The organism is Paenibacillus sp. FSL H3-0329 (assembly GCF_037963285.1).
GTDB lineage: Bacteria > Bacillota > Bacilli > Paenibacillales > Paenibacillaceae > Paenibacillus_AQ > Paenibacillus_AQ odorifer.
Genome location: NZ_CP150150.1, coordinates 757,387 through 777,431, shown reverse-complemented (window position 1 = coordinate 777,431; position 20,045 = coordinate 757,387). Strand labels below are relative to the sequence as shown.

Sequence of the window (20,045 nt, the reverse complement as noted above, 5' to 3'; positions counted from 1 at the left end):
AATACTCCTAAAAGGATCAACGGAACTGAATGCTCAAGTTAATACAAAAAACCGAGAAAGGCACTTTATTTAAAAGTGTCTATTTCTCGGTTATAGTTTATTCATCCGTTACGTTAACTAGCTAGATTGCCCTTCCATCGCTCTAATGGATTCATCCACCTTCACCATCATGGAACATTCGACTCTTTTGCGGAAGACGTCACAGCTGAAGTCATAGGTACCAATTAAGGAACCCGTCGCGTGCAGTGCATTGGCAGGACAACCACCGCTGCAGTAGAGTTTAGCCCAGCAGTCTTTGCATTCCGGCTTCGAGTAGCAGTTGCTCTCTTTAAATTGACATTGCAGCTCTGGCTTTGTGATGCCATCCCAGAGGTTTCCCATGCTGTACTCTTCATCCCCTACGAACTGGTGGCAAGGAAAAAGCTCTCCCCAAGGGGTGACAGCAAGATATTCGGTTCCCGAACCACAGCCAGTGATTCTCTTCTGGATGCAAGGTCCTTCCGAGAGGTCAAGCATGTAATGATAAAAGGTAAACCCCTTGCCTTGTTCACCGCGACCAATCATTTCCTTGGCGAGAATTTCGTACTGGTTGTATATCTCCGGGAGGTCCTCCTCGGTAAGTGCATAGGGTTCCTTTGGATCACAGATGACTGGTTCCATAGAGATTTTGTCAAAACCAAGGTCTGCGATATGAAATATATCATTGGTAAAATCGACATTGTTACGAGTGTAAGTTCCCCGTACATAGTACTCTTGGTCTCCGCGCTTTCGAACGAATTCCTGGAACTTCGGAAGAATATGATCGTAGCTGCCTTTTCCGTTAACCGTTTGGCGAAGCCGGTCATGAACCTCTTTTCTTCCATCCAGGCTTAATACGACATTGTACATTTCCTGATTTAAAAACTCGGTGACCTCATCGTTCAGCAGCATCCCGTTCGTCGTGAAGGTGAAGCGGAACTTCTTTTTGTATTCTTGTTCTTTGCTTCTTGCATAAGCTACGATCTGTTTAACTACTTTCCAGGCCAAAAGCGGCTCCCCGCCGAAAAAGTCGATGTCCAGGTTACGATGATGACCCGAATTTTCAAGCAGGTAATCGATAGCCTTTTGTCCAACCTCATAGCTCATGATTGCTCGATCTCCGTTGTATTTCCCCTGGCTGGCGAAGCAATAGTCGCATGATAGATTACAGGTATGCGCAACATTAAGGCAGAGTGCCTTAACATAAGTTTTTCGTTTTTTTAAATCAAGCGAGAGGTTCTCATACTCATCTTTTGTAAAAAGCTGACCATCATTTATAAGCTCCTCGATATCCACGATGGTTTCTCGAATGTCACTCTCAGAAATGCTGGAATCATGCTTATATTTCTCTAACATCATTGTCACGATTTGGTCGACAGAAGTTTTCTCATAAAGCGCTATAATTTCATATGCTAGGTCATCAACAACATGTACTGAGCCACTGTAAGTGTCGAGCACGATATTGTATCCATTTAGTTTATATTGATGAATCATACTTACTAATCAAGCTCCTTTTGCACACTAGTAGAAACGGCTTTGCCATCCTTTAGAGGAAGCGTCCATTTCTTAAAAATAGCCGCCCATCAGCAGAGCAATGGGCGGTAAAATTCCGAATCTTATCTGTTCATTGCATTTTCACACTTCTGGTTTGCAACGCCGCAAGAAGTCTTACAAGCGGACTGGCAAGATGTCTGGCATGCGCCGCATCCGCCGTGTTTTGCGGTATCCATCAGTTTGCGGGTGCTTAGGGTTACGATTCTTTTCACGATAAATAACTCCTTCTGTAATTTCTTGTGATCACTTTCACTTAATTTCCATGGAACATCGTAGCAACATCACGCAAGAACGTCTATGATGCCCGTCACCTAACAGAGTAGAGAGGGCTTAAACATAAGTATCAACGTTAATTTTCGTGCAGTCTTTCATGCTTGTGATCGTAGGATGCGGTAGCAGGAACCAGAGTCAGGGCAATACTAAAAAAGTGAAATCGAGTAGGAGGGGGCGGCTAGCCCCCGACCTCTCACACCACCGTACGTACCGTTCGATATACGGCGGTTCATGAAATATTCCGTAAGGAGTTGTATCTGTCCAATACACTCTTTAATCCATTGGCTTCCCAATATTGGTTATTCAATACATGTTGTAGAATTGGACTCCCTGCAATTCGCCAATACCCTTTTCGGGTATTTCCCCACTCATAGGCTTTATCCTTAGGTACCCCTAAGGATATAAGTCTTTTGACTTTGGTTCTAGGGGTCTTCCACTGCTTCCAGAGGCACATTCGTAGCCTTCTTCGTATCCATTTATCCATATCTCGAAAGGTACTTGGGGTATCCGCCAGCGAGAAATAACCGCACCATCCCATGAGGTAGTGGTTTAGTTCCTTGATTCGCTCTTCCATCTTCATCGATCTCTTTCGAGAGGATATCTCCTGTATTCGAACCTTGACTCTCTGTAAGGATTGCTTCGCAATTCTCACCTTTGGTTCTTTGTCCACACTAAAACTAAATCCTAGAAACTTTCGTTTCCAGGGACGGTCTACCGCGCTCTTTACTTGGTTCACCTTCAGCTTTAGCCTCGTCTCGATGAATCGGGTGACCGTTGTCTTGACTCTCTCTCCTGCTCTTAGCGTTTTCACGTAAATATTGCAATCATCCGCATAACGAACGAAGCGGTGCCCACGTTTCTCGAGTTCTTTGTCGAGCTCATCCAAGACAATGTTAGATAATAACGGACTCAGTGGACCGCCTTGCGGGGCACCTTCCGTTGTCGGGGTTACTAACCCGTTCTCCATCACACCTGACTGAAGATATTTGCGGATAAGCAGGAGAACTTTCTTGTCCTCCACTTTCTCCGAAATCTTCATCATCAGTCGGTCATGGTTGACGCGATCAAAGAATTTCTCCAAGTCTAGGTCGACTACGAATCGATAGCCTTCTTTCATAAAGGTTCGAGCTTTCCTCACCGCATCATGCCCTCGTCTTTTCGGACGGAATCCATAGCTATGGTCGGAAAACTCTGGATCAAACAATGGAGTTAACACCTGCGCGATTGCTTGTTGGATCATTCGATCTGTCACGGTAGGTATTCCTAGTAACCTAACACCTCCGCCACCGGGTTTCGGGATTTCGACTCGGCGCACGGGGCTCGGTTCATAGGTTCCTTCTTCTATGGCATGCCGCAAGGTCTGCCAGTTTTGTACGATGTGTTCTCGTAAGGATTTTACGGACATCCCATCTACGCCATGACTTCCTTTATTCGCTTCAACACGCTTTAAGGCTTGCAGAAGATTTTCCCGTGATAGCAGTTGCTCCAACATTTTTTTTTAACCTCTCTTTACGTGATTTATACCTTCCATTTGTGCCAAAGATGAACTCCGCCCTGCTGAAGTCCCCCACGGGATTCACCGTTTCCTTCTTCAGTCAGGTCCTTTCGGATTTTTTTTTCTGCATTCATCGCTCATCTTGAACGCCTGGATGTATAAATCCTATTCCATGTTCAGCCCTTCCGCAGCTGTTGCAACAGCTTGCGTACTATGGCGTCTGCTGACTTCTGTGCACTCAGCCTACTCTCACAAGTAGGGTTACGAAGTATACTCGCCTATCACACAGATCTCCCCAGGTAAGAACGCTATCTTCCCCTCCATCTATCTGCTTCATTTACTCTCGTACGCCTTTGGCAGTATGGACTTTGGTTTGTTGTGCAACCTCATCCAGCCTACGTTAGCCTTGTATGAAGTTCGTATTCCTCAGACCGGAGATTTGCCGCTGGCTTCCTTCAGATTCCACCTCGCGGTGGACACCCTTGCCTTAAGCTAATGGCTACTACTGCCTTCGCCATTCGGGACTTCAACCCTATAGATAGCGCCCATGCTGGGCGCACACAAAAAAGAGACGGCAATAATGCCATCTCTTTAACAACATTTTTTCTCATACTTGTCCGTAAAGTCCAATAAATATAAGGATCTCATAGCACTGTATCCTTCCTTACCAGTAGAGCGACATTCTCCACATGCGTGGGTGGACAGTGTGAACAAACTTATATTAGGAGCCCTAAGACACTTCCGGACATTTTATCTGCTCTTGAATATTCAATGAATTTATTTATTTTTATAATGTACTACGCCTTAGTTCATAAAAATATTGCACAATCGGATGCTTTAACTTCATCTTCTCGCTCATGTTTAAAATCCAACCGTATTGATAGAAAGCAACTCCGAGCATAGCATCTATGACGTGCTGCAGAGGGACGAGAATGGCCCTCCTATCCATAACCGAACGGATGCTTTTTGTACTCTAGGGGGCTTGAGCCGACTCTATTTTTGAACACACGACTAAAATAGTACTGGCTCTTATACCCTACCTTCACGGCCAGATCCCCGATTTTGATATTCGGCATTACGTCATCCAGAATCTCCTTCGCCTTCGATATCCGAAGCTCGGTGACATAGTCAAGGAATGAAGCACCGATTTCTTGCTTCATACGCTTACTAAGATAGGTTTGGTTGATATGAAATAGCGCTGCTACTCGAGTAATAGACAGCTCCGGATCCTGATAATGACTGTCGATATACTCCGTCACTTTTTGGATAAGCACTGTTCCATCCCCTGTATACCCGGGAAGCTCCCGCTCCTTATCCACCCTGCCTTCATGTGAATGCAAAGGATATTTTACCTGAAGATGCTCATCGATCCGATGAAGCAGCTTGTTCAGATCACTCTTCGGCACAGGTTTCAATACATAATCGAATGCTTGCAGTTGCACGGCTTGACGCGCATATTCAAAGTTATCGTACCCGCTGATGATGACAACCAGAACCGACGGGCAGCGTTCGCGCAATATATTCATCAGATCGAGCCCATTCATATTCGGCATGTTGATGTCCACAAGACATACATGTGGTGGGGCTTCCTCCACCATATTCAATGCTTCGTTTGCACTTTTCGCTTCTCCTGCAACCTCAAAAAGATACGGACTCTCCTCAATGTATTGTCGCAAGCCTTTGCGAATGATCGTTTCATCATCGACGATGACAATCTTCCACATCTTCATTCCACTCCCCGTCCAAAGGTATTCGAATGACCATAACGGTAATGCCATCTTCGCTCTTCACTGCAAGACCATATGGCATCCCGTAAGCTAGTCGAATGCGATGGTTTACACTGTATAGCCCAAAGCCTGTGGCAGAACGATCATATGTATCATCAAGAAGGGCTTGATTCATCTGTTCAAGCTTCTCTTCGGCAATCATAACCCCATTATTTTCAACCTTAATGACCAAATAATCGGCCTGTTTATATGCTGTAATCGAAATTTTGCACTTTTGATCCCCAAGTGGCTTAATCCCGTGATAAATCGCATTTTCCACCAAAGGCTGCAGCATGAAGCGAACGACTTGGCACTGAGCAAGCTTTTCATCATATCGAAGCTCGTAGTCCAGAATCTCCTCATATCGCACACCTTGAATATGAAGATAACTCTCGACATGGTACAACTCCTGATCAAGCAGAATGTAGGGACTGCCTGTGCCAAGCCCTAACCGGAAATACGCGCTAAGCGCTTCCACCATCTCCACCACATTGTCTGCTCCATGTTCCGTTGCCATCCACTGGATCGTATCCAATGTGTTGTATAAAAAGTGCGGCTTGATCTGCTCATGAATCAGTCTGAGTTCCATCTCCTTTCGGTCCTGCTCCACAGCGTATAATTGAACAAGCATGTCATTGAAGCTTCGTCCAAGATCGCCGATCTCATCCGAGCGCGTAACATCTGCTCGTATGGTTTGGTTGCCGTTCTGCACATTTTCCATTACCTGGCGAAGCGACTGAATTGGACGAATAATGGAAGAAGCAAGCAGCACCAGAAAGACGATAAACGCACTACCGATAAGAACGCCTACCAGCAATGCAGTCCGCTGGGTTTTGATCACCGCTAACGATAGACTTGAATTCGGTACTTTGAGTACTAACTTCCAGCCCTCTACATTTTGAATTGGAGCCTCAAATACACTCATGTTCTTCTTATCTGCTGCCTCCTCCGCTCCATCTCCTTCACCCAGCTCTCTGCAATCGACGATAAGCTGGCCTGACTGGTCATATAGCATTACATCTTGAGCAATCTCCTTCATCTTCTTGACGGAGACGGCTGCGGCAATATAAGCTACCTCATCATTCACCGATGGATTAACACGATAAAGAATGACGACGATTTCGGCTGCATTCGCTTTGGATACGATCGGATTGCTCACCACATAATTGGAATCTGAATTCAGCAGTTTTCGATAGTAGGGTCGGTTTAGTATCGAAAAAGGCTTGTCCCTTGCTGACCAGGAATTTCCGTGAATATCCACCACACGTATGGATTCGTACTCTACTTGCTTCTTCGCCTCGAACTTATCGAACTCTTGCAGCAATTCATCTCGTGTCCACTGATGGTCCGAAGCTAGAGAAGCAAGCATGTCTATCTCTCCAATGCGCTGATTAAACCAATAATCAATCTGGTCGCTGCGTGCAGTAACCACTTGCTGCGTTAAGTTCTTATTCAAAGGGACAACCGTATGGTTCATCTCCAAATATATTGTTACAAGCAATGCAACGAACAGCAGCAAGAAGCAGCCTCCTGCGATTAACGTGATTTTTAAGTGAATTGATTTCATTGTAATCATAGCCCTTCACAATATCCGTCTCTTACATGCCCGAAAAAGACAAAAAAACACTAATCTGTGCAAATACATAATGCTGTACTAAATCTATAATAGGTCTTGTGCATATTTTCACATGAAATAACATTCATGTCTAGGCTAGAGATAAAGGATTTGCCTAGCAAATCTTCCTCTCCCTAGTGTATGTAACCAATTCACAACAGAATGAAGGAGATATTATGCGAACTCACACGAAAAAGCTGTTATCTATTCTACTAGTCCTCAGTCTTATGTTCACGCTTGCTGCCTGCGGCGGTAAAGATGCAGAACCCGCTGCAGATGCAAACGGAGTTCAAGTCTTTGAAGGAGTTGGGCAAGGTAAACATGGCGATATTAAAGTACAAGTCTCCTTATTAGATAACAAGATCACTGACATTAAAGTGACAGAGCATAAGGAAAATGAAGTACTTGCAGAACCTGTTTATACGCAGCTCAAGCAAGATGTCATGGCAACTAACAGCGCAAAAGTTGATGCCATTAGCGGATCTACAGTTACAAGCAAAGGATATCTCGAAGCCATTCAAGATGCAATTACGAAGTCTGGACTTACCCTTGTCGCTGGCGCTGCAGTCAGTGGAAGCAAAGACAAAGAAGAAGTCGAGCAAACCTATGATGTTGTCGTCATCGGTGCCGGGGGTGCTGGCTTTAGTGCGGCTATCGAAGCGAAGAGCGCTGGAGCTAATGTAGTTCTGCTCGAGAAAATGCCAGCTGTTGGCGGCAACACATTGATTTCCGGTGGTGAGATGAATGCGCCGGACAACTGGGTTGAACGTGCTCTTGGCATCACTGATGACACGGCTGACTTGTTCTATGATGATACGATGAAAGGCGGAGACAACCTCGGGGATCCAAAGATGGTTCGTATTCTTGCCGACAATGCTCTAGCATCTGCCGAATGGCTGCGCGATGATATCAAGGTAGAGTTCTTACCTGATCATCTGTTCCAATTTGGAGGCCATTCCAGAAAACGTGCGTTGATTCCTGTAGGTCATACAGGTGTTGAATTGATTACTAAGTTAAAAGCCAAAACAGACGCTGATCAAATCACGATCAAAACGAATATGAAAGCCGAAACCTTGCTGAAGGACGAAAGCGGCAAAATAACAGGTGTAACTGCGACTTCGGGTACTGGCGACAAGATCACATTCCATGCGAACAAAGGCGTCATCATCGCTACCGGTGGTTTTGGATCCAATGTAGAGATGCGTAAGAAGTATAACCCTAAAATGGATGAAAAATATATGTCTACCGATACACCAGGATCTACAGGTGACGGTATCGTTATGGCAGAAACGATTGGCGCCAAACTGACAAACATGGAGAGTATTCAAACGTATCCAATCTGTAATCCTGAGACAGGTGTTATTTCCCTGGTTGCAGATTCCCGCTTCGATGGTGCGATCCTGATTAACCAAGAAGGCAAGCGCTTCGTTGAGGAATTAGAACGTCGAGACGTTATTTCTAAAGCAATTCTTGCCCAAACGGGCGGATATACGTATCAATTATGGAACCAAGGTATTGAGGATATCGGTAAAACGATAGAAGTTCATCAAGACGAATACGATCAACTCGTTAAACAAGGCTTGCTCTTTAAAGCCGATACGATTGAGGAGGCAGCTGATTTCTTCAAAATCGACGTGAACACTTTGAAAGAAACGATTAATAAAGTAAATGATTATGCGAAAACAGGTAATGACCTTGATTTCAAACATCGCGGTGGATTGAAATCTCTTGAAAAAGGCCCTTACTACATCGAAAAAGCTGTACCCTCCGTTCACCATACAATGGGCGGCTTGGTGATCGACGAGAAGACTCGCGTATTGAATGAAAAAGGCGAAGTCATCCCTGGGTTGTTCGCTGCAGGTGAAGTAACAGGGGTCATTCATGGTGCAAACCGTCTTGGCGGTAATGCCATCGCTGATATCTTCACATTCGGCCGGATTGCAGGCAAACAAGTTGTAGCAGAGTAATCTTATTTTTTGTGTAACTGCTCTATTAATAAGGTAGACTTAAAAACGTGCAAGATAACTTGTAGAGTGCCGGTTGACTGCTAACTTTCAAGCTGCCCTCTATGACATAGCAAACCGCCCTGTTAGCAACATTGCGAACAGGGCGGTTTATTATGGTGGAGTCTAGGGGCTACGCTCGTCTAACTCGCGGCTCTTTTATCGTTCTCCGTTCGTGGAATTAAAATTCCCCAATTATTTAGTGACTAATTGACAAGGGTTCCTTCAAATTTCCTAGACACTGGAAAACTTAAGTAAGTAAAGGGGGTTGAATCACTGTTACATCCCTCACCAACAAAGGCACTGACTCCACATGTGTGGAAACAAGATATACGATTCCTCCTCCCCTTCAGGCCCAAGTCTACCTTGAACAAAAGCGGAGACCCACAGTAGAACACGTAAATGTGTATCTCAACTACATTTTAACCTCGTCACCTTAGTTTACAACAGCATGAAGCTCATCGTAGATCATGTTAGCAAATAACAAGACATGCAAACAGCATAAAAATAAAAGTGTAATACGATGACATTGGAGTCGTCTGTAATTTTTCAAGTCAATGCATTTTGAAAATGATTCACTTATCGAAAAACTATAATAACATATCTTCGGCAGGGTCAACTCTATAACAATGCTCTGAATTTCGCTTACACTCTAATGCAGGAACCCTTTTTGTAGTTTCACGCTTTCTTCTACCATCACTGTACTGTACCTCTCTCCATTCCACTGGTTTATTATAATATTTCATCTTTCCCCCACATTGAGGACATTTATCAATATGTATTTTCTCTAATGTCAATCTTTTACCATAACCACTGATTGCAAAATTAAAAAACAGAGGGTACCTCGTTTGACTTTTGGCAATTCTCCTAAGACTAAGAAAAACCACAAATAAGATAATCAGTATTACAAATATTATTAAATAAGTCTGGCTTTCAAAACCTACTGATGCCTTCAGAGTTCCATTAAAAACATTCAGACCACTTTTTACTATTTTAATGCCAATAGGAAGGACCCCTCCAATTGCAATGGCAAAGCTAATCCACGTTAAAACAGCCATAGTAAATGGGCTCCGCCATGTTGGTTCAGGCGTATATTTTGCCTCTTGATGATTAGTGTTTTGTATGTTGTTAATGATATCTCCTGCAGCAATTTGTGTTGGTCCATTAAAATTTGTCTTTTCATTAAAATTATTTTGATTAATATTTTTTTGGATTTTCCCCATATTTCCCTCACTTAGTTTTATTTATTTCTTTGAACTATACTTCTTTGTTTTATATTTTGTGACCTGCTAAGTTTGGAAAAACCATCAGCCTTCCCAAGAGACTTATGCAGGTCTTTGGTTAATCTGTTCAATAATCCTAGGATGGATGTAGGAGTAACCTGTAGCCCCATCTTCACTCTATTCGATGAGATAGCTGGTCACCAAGCGAATGCAAGCATCCCGGCCGTCCTTCCGTTTATTCAATTATTTATTTAGAATGATAAAACACCCATGACGCTAGAATTACTTCTATAGACCCAGTACAAAGTCCTGCAAAATATTACAAATTAATCTTTCAATTGCAAACGACAACAGGTTCGAATTCGACCAGCCGACGAGCAAATGGCATTTCAAGAAACGGAGTATTTCAAGGAGAAGGCAAAAGAAAGTTGCAAAATCGAAGCGAAGAACTGCGAACTCAGGCATCGGCACGGGTACGACGTAGCGTCGTCCTCGGGTCTAATAGGGATGCAAATACAAGGGGCAATGGCGATATTCGCGGAACTTGAAGCGAATAATGAACCTGGCAGACTAAGAACAAGGAAAAAACGCCTTGAAAAAAGCGGCACCTTCCGAAAAATCCGGATCAGGTACCGCTTTTTTATTCGCTTGATTCTTGGTCTCCCCGAAAAATTGCTAGTTCTTCAGCGGCCTCTCACAAAGGATTGGGCTTTTAATATAGGTAAATGTGGCTCAGAGATATTACTTTTTAATAAGCGACACACAGCACTCCACATGCACCGTATGCGGGAACATATCCACCGGAGTTACCTCCACTGTCTTGTACCCGCCATCCTCCAACACACGCAAGTCCCTTGCTAATGTCGATGGATTACACGACACATACACCACACGCTCCGGCTTCATAGCCAGAATCGTCTCTAACAACCGCGGATCGCAACCCTTACGCGGTGGATCGACCACGATAACATCCGCCGTAATCCCTTGCTCTTTCCAATTCGGAATGACATCTTCAGAGGCACCAACCTCGAACACTACATTCTTCATCTCATTCAACTTCGCATTCGCCCGGGCATCCTCAATAGCTTCCGGTACAATTTCGACACCGTATACCTTAGCCGCATGCTGCGCCAAAAAGAGGGAGATCGTACCGATCCCGCAATAGGCATCAATAACCGTTTCACTGCCAGTCAGTCCGGCATATTCAACGGTTTTACCGTACAACACCTCAGTCTGTGCCGGGTTCACTTGATAGAACGAACGCGCTGAGATAGCGAACTGTACATCGCCGATGTAGTCATAGATGACGTCTCTGCCCCACAGGACGCGGGTTTCGCCACCGAAGATGACATTCGTGCGCTGAGTGTTGACGTTCTGGCAGATGCTGACTACATCTGGCAGCTGTTCGCGGATGCTGCCGAGCCAGGCGTCCAGGTGTGGGATGTCGCGGCCGTTGGTTACGAGGACAACCATCATTTCACCGGTACGGAAAGCTTTCTTCACGACGACATGGCGCAGCAGGCCACGACCGGTTTCTTCACTATAAGCAGAGATGCCAAGTTCTCTGCCGATGTCTTTCACCTTGCGCACAACGTCATCATTATCCTCATGCTGGATTAAGCAGGTTTCCATATCGATGATACGGTGACTTCCGCGTGCATAGAAGCCTCCTACAAGACCGCCTTCGGTTACACCAATTGGTACCTGAGCCTTGTTGCGGTAACGCCAAGGCTCGTCCATGCCGAGTGTCGGGCGGACAAGAATGCCATCTGTATGAGCTACTCCAGCGCCATCAGTCGTACCATCTGCAATGCCGCCATAGTTGGCACTGTCCGTCTGACTCTCAACAGCTTCATTCTCTTTGCTCTTTCCGCTATCCCCGCCACCACTCACCCGAAGCTTCCCAATCCGCTCCAGGTTGTCCACCACCAGCTGCCGTTTCCACGCCAGCTGAGCAGTGTAGTCCATATGCTGCAGTTGGCAGCCGCCGCATTGGTCATAGATCTCGCAAGGCGCCGCGATGCGGGCGCTGCTCGCTTCTACTATATTCAGCAGTTTGGCGTAGCCATACTGCTTTTTGGTCTTGAGCACCTTTGCCCGGACTTTCTCTCCAGGAAGGGCTCCCTGCACAAAAAGGGTAAAGCCTTCTACGCGGCCTACCCCTTCACCTTCATGGGTCATGCCGATAATATCGAGCATAACCTCATCATTTTTATTCACAGGCAGTCCGGCGACAGGCGCCTTGCCGGCTGGGCGGCTGGTGCTGCGTCCACTGCGGTGTTTACTCATTATTTATAGTTCACTTCTTTCATTATCATCGCTGTATAATCCCACACTCTTACTTTCAAACAACCCTAATTATTCTGAGCAAAAATCCGCAGATGCTGCGGCAAAATCCGAAAACGACCCGGCAGCTCTCCGCCAAGTTCTCCATCCAAGTTCAATTGGACATGCCCTGGAGAGATTACATCCATTGCATCCGTACGGAAATACACAACCTTTTTATCCTGCAAATGCTCGCCACGAAGGGCCAATCTAACCAAACGGACAAACTCTGCTAGGTTGCATTTTTTGACCGCAATAACATCTAACAGACCGTCATCGATTCGAGCGCCGGGAGCAAGCTTTTCAAAGCCGCCGACAGAATTCGTATTTGCAATCAGGAACAGCATGAACTCATCATGAATAACCTCCTGCCCATTGGCACGAATGATTAGTTCCTGAGGAGATAGGCTGACCATTTTTTCAATACCTTTTAAATAGTACGCAAGCTGCCCTATCATGGTCTTCAGCTTACTGGGAACTTCATAGGTCAGTTCGGTTAGACTGCCACCGCCTGCTATATTAATGAAATAACGATCATTGGCTTTACCGATATCAATCGGACGCGACTCTTGACGAAGGATCAAATCAACGGAATCTTCCCAATTCTTTGGGATCCCCATCGCACGTGCAAAATCATTGGTAGTCCCAAGTGGCAATACGCCAAGCGGGGGGAGATTAGGTTTCTCCGCCATACCATTGATAACCTCATTTAAAGTGCCATCCCCACCGGCTGCTATGATTAGATCATAACCGCGCTCTACTGCATCCGCAGCAGCTAACATAGCATCGCCTTCTCCGGTCGTTGCATGGCAGGAGGCTTCAATGCCACCCGTATCCAGCCGGTCCAAAATGTCGGCGAGCCGCTTCTTCATTTCTTCCCGTCCAGAAGTGGGATTATAAATCAATCTCGCAGTTTTCATTACCGGAACGCCACCTGTTTTTTATAATAGAATAACCTAATTGATTATACCTAATTCGGACCACTACAATCAATGTCAGAGGACATTAATCGTAAATATTCCATTATACAACAATTCACGACACCTTATTAGGCAAAAACAACTATATATATGTCTATGCAGCAAATCCCGTATTATCCACGGAAATGGGCACTATTTTTCATGATTAAGTGGGCTAAAAAGGAAGCTTTTTAACTCTTTTTTCGAATCTGTTCGAGGAGTGTCTCTACCTGTCTCTCAATCCAATGCGGAAGAAGCGGATGCGGCAAAAGCGTCTGGCCAGAATACTTATAGGTTAACCCTTTAAGTCTGTTCGGAACCACATGTTTAGTGAAATAACCTTCACTCAAAAAAAGCGGCGCCACCAATACCTCGTGACCCTGCTCCTGCCAATACTCCACTTTGCTTCTTACACTGTCCGGATTCAGCAGACCGTAATCGGCCGCCGCTACGCCGCTCACCTCACGTACACGTCCTGCCAGTGAAGAGATGCCCTGCTGCCAACGCTGGCGGAAGCCCTCATAGATGCTGCCATGACCCACCAGCAGAATTGTCTCACGTTCAGGTTCCGTAGACAGCTTACGAAGCTTGTCCCAGATCATCACAGCGATGTCCGGGTCATCGTCGACAGGATAGCCATAGTGAACCTTAGCCTTCACGTAGAACGGCTCTAAATCGGTCTCACGTTCAGGCTCAGGTTTAGCCCCTAGTGCATATTCTATTTCATCGACATGTGTGCTTCCCGAGGAAACGAACAATGGGATCACAATTATATCTGTGACCCCTGCATGTTCCAGTTCATTTATTCCATCTTGAATCAGACGGCCCTCTACCAGCTCTAAAAAAGAGACCACCACTGGCATCTCTTCATCTAGCGATAATTCGCTTACGGCCTCTTCCACGATCGACACCCAAACCTCGTCGCGGGAGCCGTGACTGATAATAAGTACGCCCGGTACCATAAATTAGCGTCCCAAACGTTCCAGCGTTAATTTATAACCATCGTTTCCGTAGTTCAGGCAACGTTTTACACGGGAAATAGTAGCTGTACTTGCTCCTGTCTCTGCTTCGATCTGATTGTAGGTCGAGCCTTTGCCAAGCATACGCGCTACTTCCAGTCGTTGCGACAGCGATTGAATCTCGTTCACGGTGCACAAGTCATCAAAGAAAACATAACATTCTTCCATATTCTTCAATGTTAAAATGGCTTCAAATAATTGGTCTATACTTTTATCATTTAACTTCTTAAGTTGCATCAATTTTTCATCCCCTAAAAGTTCTATCAGCATTAGTTTCTCTGATTAAGCTCCGTACAAAACTAGCTCCGGAAACATCAACCTAATGTCACTATCCTGCCTTTACTATATTGCACTGGAGCGCATTTTTCAAGCATTAACGATTTCACGCTGTAAAGAACGAAAATGATGGACAAACGTCCACCCCACACGCACACCATTTATGTACCCCAATACAAGTATTTTTCTCTACATAAGAATTATCGCCTACACTATAGTACTACAAAAGCGCCGAAAATCAAGCTCGTACACGGTTTCTTCACTACTTTAACCTGTTTATAGGCATACGCCCTTTTCCGCTCCTATCCCTATTACCCGGGCATTCGTCTATACCGTATGTTCGCCCATGACATACAGTATAGCAGACCACTAACAAAGGAATGTGATATTATGCCTGATCATTACTATAATCATTCCCGCCGGAATCAGCGTTCACTGAGCGATTCGTATAATGCCTCTGCCTACCCTGGCCTCAGTTCATATGCGCCCTCAGCTCTCCCAGGTGAGACCGGAATCCTTCCTGCTTTAGGAGCAGAAGCTGCCACCGAAACTGCGCTAGCGCTCCCTGCAGCTGAAGCTGCAACAAAGGCAAGCGGCGGGCTTGCCGGACTGCTCAGCGGCTTAGGCGGCGGTGGCGGAATTGGTGGGAATATGGAGCAAATCAAAGGCATCATCGATCGAATGGGCGGCATTGACGGGATCGTAAACTCTATGGGTAAAGTACAAAAGGTGATGTCCGGCTTCCAGCAGATGGCTCCAATGGTTAAGCTGTTCATGGGTAGCTTCGGTAAAAACAAAGGCGCAGCAGGCGCACTAGCCGCCGAAGAGGATGCCGCCCTGTACAGTCCTAATCGCCGCAAAAAAAAGCGTTCCACCTCACCCCGTCGCAAATCTACTACAACTACTCGCCGGCGCTCTACTTCTTCTACCGGAAAACGTCGCCGCAAATAGCGGTGACGTTTTCTAGCTATGCACCAGAAAAACAGCAATTCTCGCGGGAAAGAGATTTGCTGTTGGCGCTTCTGCTCTATTTTTACTTAAACCAGCCACTCCGTCGAAACCATCGGAACATCCCAAAACCAACCACCAGCATAAACAGCAGCACACCAAAATAACCATATTCCCACTCTAGTTCAGGCATCTTCACAAAATTCATCCCGTAGATCCCGGCGATAAGCGTCAGCGGCATGAATACGGTCGTGATTACCGTTAGTGTTTTCATAATCGAATTCATCCGGTTGGAATTGAGTGAAATGTAGCTGTCACGCAAATCCGCGGTCATTTCTCGATCAGCCTCAATCATATCCGAGAGCTTTAGCAGATGGTCATAAATGTCGCCAAAATAAATCCGTTCCTCGCCGTTGCTCTGGACATGCTGTGAATTCACGATCCGGTACATCAAATCGCGCATTGGCACAATCGTCCGCCGCATTTTGAGGAGTCTTCCGCGCACGCCAAACACCTGGCTCATCAATTCCTCCACCGACTCACTGCTGCCGCTACTTTCTAGATCCGCAAGCTCGTCCTCTAAACTGTAGAGACATGGAAAATACTTGTCCACCAGCTTGTCCATCACCGTATAGGCAGCTGCCATCGGCCCACCCGACCAGCCTTTTCGACTATGTATTTCGCTTTTCACTTGTTCCCACGCTTCATTCATCTCTGCTTTTTCCTGATGGTGATAGGAGACAAGAAAGTTCGCGCTTAAAAATAGGTCAACCTCCTCAGCATCCAACGTCCGCTCATTTAACGCATGCAGAACAAAAAACTGCACATTCTCATAATGATCCAGCTTCGGCCGCTGCAACACATGCATACAGTCCTCTATCGCCAAGGGGTGAAAATGAAAATATTGATCCAGCAAAAGCGTCTCTTCTGGCGTAGGCGTAGCAAAATCTGCCCATATCCAAGCATAATCCTCCAGCCGGATATTTTGCAGAGGGATCTCTGTCAGCACCTCACCTTTATGTGTGACAACAAGTGTACGTATCATAAATGTTCCTCCGCTTCATCTTCTTCCACGCCTCTATTGTACAGCAAGAAGACAAGTCTTCCAAAAAGCAAAAAACATAACCAGCAGCACCTCTTAAGCTAGACTAAGAAACATTTGGTGCTTCGTCGTTCGTTAATGCTCGATTTATTTGTGTAGGGTTAGTTGCGCTGGGAGCGAGCTATCCTTATTCTCTTCTGTCGGTATCGGGTTTATGAGTGAGATGAATTCATAGCTGTGAATTACTATCGCTATTTTTACTAATTAGTTGGTGAAAAAGTGCTCCTTTGGGGATGGTAAACAACCCTTCGATCGTAAGCAAGCTGGACTTGAATTCGCAAAAGATTGAGTCCATCGCCTCGCGTTCATTTAACGTAAGTAACATATGTTTTACTTTGGGCTGGTAGTGATTTGTGGGATTGGGATGCAATCCTTGCATCGTACATGTAAAGTTCCGGGCAGGATACTGTGAATATAGCGATGCTCATGGACGGCAGAAAAGCAGGGAGAAAGAGAATAGGGTTGGGTTGGGTTGGGTTGGGTTGGGTTGGGTTGGGTTGGGTTGGGTTGGGTTGGGTTGGGTTGGGTTGGGTTGGGTTGGGTTGGGTTAGTTTGTACTAGGTTACTTTGCGATGGACTGGATTAAGGTGCGCTGGGTTTCCTTGAAATGTGTTACGTGGGACTATGCTGAGTTAACTTTGGCTAGGTTACTTTGTACAGGGCTGGACTTCGGTGCGCTGGATTCTGCTGAAATGAGGTAAGTTGGGCTGCGTTTAGTTAGTTGGATCTAGGTTACTTTACGATGGACTGGATTAAGGTGCGCTGGGTTCCCCTGAAATGTGTTACGTGGGACTATACTGAGTTAACTTTGGCTAGGTTACTTTGTGCAGGGCTGGACTTCGGTGCGCTGGATTCTGCTGAAATGAGGTAAGTTGGACTGGGCTGAGTTAGCTTGTGCAAGGTTACGTTACGATGGGCTGGATTAAGGTGCGTTGGGTTCCCTTGAAATGTGTTACGTGGGACTATACTGAGTTAACTTTGGCTAGGTTACTTTATGCAGGGCTGGACTTCGGTGCGCTGGATTTTGCTGAAATAAGTTAAGTTGGACTGTGCTAAGTTAATTTGTGCTAGGTTACGTTACGATGAACTGGATTAAGGCGGGCTGGGTTCCCTTGAAATGTGTTAAGTTGGGCTGGTCCAACTTAACACAAGTCAGGTGCCGTCATTCTAAGGCATTTATGCCTTTCTTTCTGCTTCTTCGACGAAGTGTCTCCAATTCTAGGGCAGTTATGCTCTTCTTTTTGTCACCACCCTCGAATTTCGTAAATTCAGCGGGATTTATACCGTACATTCCCCCTCCGACGCCAAACTCCGTCATTTCTACGGGATTTATACCGTACATTCCCCGTCCGACGCCAAACTCCATCATTTCTGCGGGATTTATACCGTACATTCTCCCTTCAACGCCAAACTTCGTCATTTCTACGGGATTTATACCGTACATTTCCCCTCCAGTGCCAAACTTCGTCATTTCTACGGGATTTATACCGTACATTCCCCCTCCAACTCCAGACTTCGTCATCTCTACGGGATTTATACCGTACATTCCCCCTCCATCGCCAAACTCCATCATTTCTACGGGATTTATACCGTACATTCTCCCTCCAACGCCAAACTCCGCCATTTCTACGGGATTTATACCGTACATTCTCCCTCCAACGCCTAACTCCGTCATTTCTACGGGATTTATACCGTACATTCTCCCTCCAACGCCGATTTCCGCCATTTCTACGGGATTTATACCGTATATTCTTCACTCTCCTCATGTCCACACAACAAAAAAAGATGTCCGCAGCCCAATGGCTAACTGACATCTTTATTAAAGGGTGTTTAAAAAATGATTTTGAAAATCAGACCTGCTAATACCGCACTGATTGGAATCGTGATGAACCAAGTGACCACAATACGTCCGGCTACTCCCCATTTCACTGCAGAGAAACGTTTGGCAGAGCCAACCCCAAGGATCGCTGATGTGATCGCATGCGTTGAGCTTACTGGCAAATGCAGCAGCGTTGCTGAGAAAATAACAGATGCCGCGGAAATATCAGCCGCGAAACCGTTAATAGGTTCGATTTTAAAAATCTTCGTACCCATAGTCTTAATAATCTTCCAACCGCCAATGGAGGTACCGAGCGCCATAGCCGTAGCTGCAGCTATCTTAACCCACAAAGGGATAACATCCATAGTTTCTTGACGTCCTGAGGTAACGAGTGCAAAAGTAATGATCCCCATCGCTTTTTGCGCATCATTTGTACCATGTGTGAACGACTGTAACGCTGCCGTAAGGACTTGCATAGAGCGGAAGCCCTTGTTGACCGTATGTGGACTACGCTTAGCAAAGATCCATTTCAGGATGGTCATGATAATATAACCGATAACAAACGCAATGATTGGGGAGAAAATCAGTCCTTCGACAATTTCCACAAACCCGCCCCAATTGATGTGTGCTGAGCCTGCCCCCACGTATACTGCACCCGCTAAAGCGCCGATCAGTGCATGAGACGATGAGGATGGAATCCCGAGCCACCAAGTAATCAAATTCCAAATAATCGAAGCAATCAGCGTGGCTATTATGATATCCAACCCATTTTCAAGCAAGGTCGGGTCGGTGATACTTCCGCCGATTTTTTTGGCCACACCTGTAAACATCAAGGCCCCAACAAAGTTCATCAGTGCTGCCATAATAATTGCTGTTCGCGGTTTTAAGGCACGTGTCGAGACAGAGGTAGCAATTGCGTTGGCCGTATCATGGAATCCATTGATAAAGTCAAACGCAAGCGCGAGAAATATAACAATTCCAAGAATCCATATAGATGTTTCCATATTCTAGTACCCCTTATGAGTTGCGCATGATGATCGATTCCAACATGTTGGCTACATCTTCACATTTGTCTGTAGTGGTCTCGAGCCGCTCATACAGTTCCTTGCGTTTAATCAGCTCAATCGGGTCTTTTACAGTTTCGAACAGGACCTTAGTACAAATACGCAGCACTTCGTCCCCTTGATTCTCAAGGTCATTCAGACGGATTGTATATTCACGGATCGCCAACAATTTCTTCTGGGAGAGCAAATGAACCGCTTTTTGGATTTCATAAGCACACTGACGAAGGATTTCGGCGAATTGTACAATGTATTCATCCGGGTCAAGAAGGTTGTACATATAGAAACGTGAGGCGGATGCCTCCAGACCATCGATGACATCATCCATGCTTGTGATCAAGTCCATAATGTCGTCACGTTCAAGCGGCGTAATAAACGTCTTGTTCAATTCTTTGATAACGGTGTGAGTGTAAGTATCACATTGGGATTCGTACTTTTTCATCTCTGCAGCGAAATTATCAACATTATTCCGGAGATCAGTGATATTCTGAGCAAAATAATCTGCAGCTTGGACAATAGTATCGGCCATATTTTCCAGCGTCTCAAAGAATATGTCCTTTTTTCTCAACTTCATTGTTTTAAACCCCTT

Annotated in this window: 17 protein-coding genes and 1 pseudogene; 4 read left to right on the top strand and 14 right to left on the bottom strand. The window is 45.5% G+C overall.

Annotation, left to right across the window (positions count from 1 at the left end; genetic code table 11):
* Positions 1 to 117: 117 nt before the first annotated feature.
* The 3 genes from scfB to ltrA all read right to left on the bottom strand — a co-directional run bounded on the left by scfB (position 118) and on the right by ltrA (position 3,337).
* Positions 118 to 1,512, bottom strand: a complete 1,395-nt coding sequence (scfB, locus tag NSQ66_RS03420; protein WP_076142609.1) for a thioether cross-link-forming SCIFF peptide maturase — start codon at positions 1,510 to 1,512, stop codon at positions 118 to 120.
* A 122-nt stretch (positions 1,513 to 1,634) separates the two neighbouring features.
* A complete protein-coding gene (scfA, locus tag NSQ66_RS03415; RefSeq protein WP_076098734.1) occupies positions 1,635 to 1,784 on the bottom strand; it encodes a six-cysteine ranthipeptide SCIFF in 150 nt (49 codons plus the stop codon).
* A 290-nt stretch (positions 1,785 to 2,074) separates the two neighbouring features.
* Positions 2,075 to 3,337 carry a group II intron reverse transcriptase/maturase gene (ltrA, locus tag NSQ66_RS03410; protein ID WP_076317345.1) on the bottom strand — a complete coding sequence of 421 codons (1,263 nt, stop codon included), beginning with the start codon at positions 3,335 to 3,337 and terminating at the stop codon, positions 2,075 to 2,077.
* Positions 3,338 to 3,701: 364 nt separating this feature from the next.
* Between ltrA and NSQ66_RS03405 the strand changes: the two genes are divergently transcribed.
* Positions 3,702 to 3,836 carry a hypothetical protein gene (locus NSQ66_RS03405; RefSeq protein WP_256720279.1) on the top strand — a complete coding sequence of 45 codons (135 nt, stop codon included), beginning with the start codon at positions 3,702 to 3,704 and terminating at the stop codon, positions 3,834 to 3,836.
* Positions 3,837 to 4,281: 445 nt separating this feature from the next.
* Here the strand turns inward: NSQ66_RS03405 and NSQ66_RS03400 are convergent, their stop codons facing one another.
* On the bottom strand, positions 4,282 to 5,064 hold the full coding sequence (locus NSQ66_RS03400) for a response regulator (RefSeq protein WP_036684791.1): 783 nt from the start codon (positions 5,062 to 5,064) through the stop codon (positions 4,282 to 4,284).
* Positions 5,039 to 6,673 (bottom strand): histidine kinase, encoded by a 1,635-nt coding sequence (locus tag NSQ66_RS03395; RefSeq protein ID WP_339192737.1) that lies wholly within the window; start codon positions 6,671 to 6,673, stop codon positions 5,039 to 5,041. The genes NSQ66_RS03400 and NSQ66_RS03395 overlap by 26 nt, the downstream gene beginning before the upstream one ends.
* 224 nt (positions 6,674 to 6,897) lie before the next feature.
* On the opposite strand from NSQ66_RS03395, the gene NSQ66_RS03390 reads away from it, so the two are divergent.
* A complete protein-coding gene (locus NSQ66_RS03390) occupies positions 6,898 to 8,688 on the top strand; it encodes a flavocytochrome c (protein WP_076142561.1) in 1,791 nt (596 codons plus the stop codon).
* A 626-nt stretch (positions 8,689 to 9,314) separates the two neighbouring features.
* Here the strand turns inward: NSQ66_RS03390 and NSQ66_RS03385 are convergent.
* Positions 9,315 to 9,947 (bottom strand): hypothetical protein, encoded by a 633-nt coding sequence (locus tag NSQ66_RS03385; RefSeq protein ID WP_036684787.1) that lies wholly within the window; start codon positions 9,945 to 9,947, stop codon positions 9,315 to 9,317.
* Positions 9,948 to 10,322: 375 nt separating this feature from the next.
* Here NSQ66_RS03385 and NSQ66_RS03380 point away from each other — a divergent pair.
* Positions 10,323 to 10,521 (top strand): annotated as a pseudogene (locus tag NSQ66_RS03380) (IS5/IS1182 family transposase); the annotation flags it as partial.
* A 167-nt stretch (positions 10,522 to 10,688) separates the two neighbouring features.
* On the opposite strand, the gene rlmD reads toward NSQ66_RS03380, so the two are convergent.
* The 4 genes from rlmD to NSQ66_RS03360 form a co-directional block, all read right to left on the bottom strand.
* A complete protein-coding gene (gene rlmD, locus NSQ66_RS03375; protein ID WP_076142559.1) occupies positions 10,689 to 12,236 on the bottom strand; it encodes a 23S rRNA (uracil(1939)-C(5))-methyltransferase RlmD in 1,548 nt (515 codons plus the stop codon).
* Positions 12,237 to 12,301: 65 nt separating this feature from the next.
* Positions 12,302 to 13,192 (bottom strand): diacylglycerol kinase, encoded by an 891-nt coding sequence (locus NSQ66_RS03370; protein ID WP_036680719.1) that lies wholly within the window; start codon positions 13,190 to 13,192, stop codon positions 12,302 to 12,304.
* A gap of 230 nt (positions 13,193 to 13,422) precedes the next feature.
* Entirely contained in the window at positions 13,423 to 14,193 is a 771-nt protein-coding gene (locus tag NSQ66_RS03365; RefSeq protein ID WP_076142557.1) for a CbiX/SirB N-terminal domain-containing protein, read from the bottom strand.
* A gap of 3 nt (positions 14,194 to 14,196) precedes the next feature.
* Entirely contained in the window at positions 14,197 to 14,487 is a 291-nt protein-coding gene (locus tag NSQ66_RS03360) for a YerC/YecD family TrpR-related protein (protein WP_019913624.1), read from the bottom strand.
* A 429-nt stretch (positions 14,488 to 14,916) separates the two neighbouring features.
* Between NSQ66_RS03360 and NSQ66_RS03355 the strand changes: the two genes are divergently transcribed.
* Complete coding sequence (locus NSQ66_RS03355; RefSeq protein ID WP_038568686.1) at positions 14,917 to 15,477, top strand: hypothetical protein; 561 nt, start codon at positions 14,917 to 14,919, stop codon at positions 15,475 to 15,477.
* An 82-nt stretch (positions 15,478 to 15,559) separates the two neighbouring features.
* Here NSQ66_RS03355 and corA read toward each other — a convergent pair whose 3' ends face one another.
* From corA to NSQ66_RS03335, 4 genes are all read right to left on the bottom strand, one after another.
* Positions 15,560 to 16,519 carry a magnesium/cobalt transporter CorA gene (gene corA, locus NSQ66_RS03350; protein ID WP_038568684.1) on the bottom strand — a complete coding sequence of 320 codons (960 nt, stop codon included), beginning with the start codon at positions 16,517 to 16,519 and terminating at the stop codon, positions 15,560 to 15,562.
* A 1,219-nt stretch (positions 16,520 to 17,738) separates the two neighbouring features.
* Positions 17,739 to 18,302 carry a hypothetical protein gene (locus NSQ66_RS03345; RefSeq protein ID WP_339192736.1) on the bottom strand — a complete coding sequence of 188 codons (564 nt, stop codon included), beginning with the start codon at positions 18,300 to 18,302 and terminating at the stop codon, positions 17,739 to 17,741.
* Positions 18,303 to 18,406: 104 nt separating this feature from the next.
* Positions 18,407 to 19,399, bottom strand: a complete 993-nt coding sequence (locus NSQ66_RS03340) for an inorganic phosphate transporter (RefSeq protein WP_036686873.1) — start codon at positions 19,397 to 19,399, stop codon at positions 18,407 to 18,409.
* 13 nt (positions 19,400 to 19,412) lie between these two features.
* Positions 19,413 to 20,030, bottom strand: coding sequence for a DUF47 family protein (locus NSQ66_RS03335; RefSeq protein ID WP_036686871.1), 618 nt, complete (start codon positions 20,028 to 20,030; stop codon positions 19,413 to 19,415).
* Positions 20,031 to 20,045: the final 15 nt, after the last annotated feature.

What these genes read in the sequence shown, in the direction of transcription:
- NSQ66_RS03405 (WP_256720279.1), top strand. Translation starts at nt 3,702, where the DNA reads ATGGACTTTGGTTTGTTGTGCAACCTCATCCAGCCTACGTTAGCCTTG.
- corA (WP_038568684.1), bottom strand. Translation starts at nt 16,519, where the DNA reads ATGATACGTACACTTGTTGTCACACATAAAGGTGAGGTGCTGACAGAG.
- ltrA (WP_076317345.1), bottom strand. Translation starts at nt 3,337, where the DNA reads ATGTTGGAGCAACTGCTATCACGGGAAAATCTTCTGCAAGCCTTAAAG.
- NSQ66_RS03395 (WP_339192737.1), bottom strand. Translation starts at nt 6,673, where the DNA reads ATGAAATCAATTCACTTAAAAATCACGTTAATCGCAGGAGGCTGCTTC.
- NSQ66_RS03345 (WP_339192736.1), bottom strand. Translation starts at nt 18,302, where the DNA reads ATGGCGGAAATCGGCGTTGGAGGGAGAATGTACGGTATAAATCCCGTA.
- NSQ66_RS03385 (WP_036684787.1), bottom strand. Translation starts at nt 9,947, where the DNA reads ATGGGGAAAATCCAAAAAAATATTAATCAAAATAATTTTAATGAAAAG.
- NSQ66_RS03340 (WP_036686873.1), bottom strand. Translation starts at nt 19,399, where the DNA reads ATGGAAACATCTATATGGATTCTTGGAATTGTTATATTTCTCGCGCTT.
- NSQ66_RS03400 (WP_036684791.1), bottom strand. Translation starts at nt 5,064, where the DNA reads ATGTGGAAGATTGTCATCGTCGATGATGAAACGATCATTCGCAAAGGC.
- NSQ66_RS03360 (WP_019913624.1), bottom strand. Translation starts at nt 14,487, where the DNA reads ATGCAACTTAAGAAGTTAAATGATAAAAGTATAGACCAATTATTTGAA.
- rlmD (WP_076142559.1), bottom strand. Translation starts at nt 12,236, where the DNA reads ATGAGTAAACACCGCAGTGGACGCAGCACCAGCCGCCCAGCCGGCAAG.
- NSQ66_RS03390 (WP_076142561.1), top strand. Translation starts at nt 6,898, where the DNA reads ATGCGAACTCACACGAAAAAGCTGTTATCTATTCTACTAGTCCTCAGT.
- scfB (WP_076142609.1), bottom strand. Translation starts at nt 1,512, where the DNA reads ATGATTCATCAATATAAACTAAATGGATACAATATCGTGCTCGACACT.
- NSQ66_RS03370 (WP_036680719.1), bottom strand. Translation starts at nt 13,192, where the DNA reads ATGAAAACTGCGAGATTGATTTATAATCCCACTTCTGGACGGGAAGAA.
- NSQ66_RS03335 (WP_036686871.1), bottom strand. Translation starts at nt 20,030, where the DNA reads ATGAAGTTGAGAAAAAAGGACATATTCTTTGAGACGCTGGAAAATATG.
- NSQ66_RS03365 (WP_076142557.1), bottom strand. Translation starts at nt 14,193, where the DNA reads ATGGTACCGGGCGTACTTATTATCAGTCACGGCTCCCGCGACGAGGTT.
- NSQ66_RS03355 (WP_038568686.1), top strand. Translation starts at nt 14,917, where the DNA reads ATGCCTGATCATTACTATAATCATTCCCGCCGGAATCAGCGTTCACTG.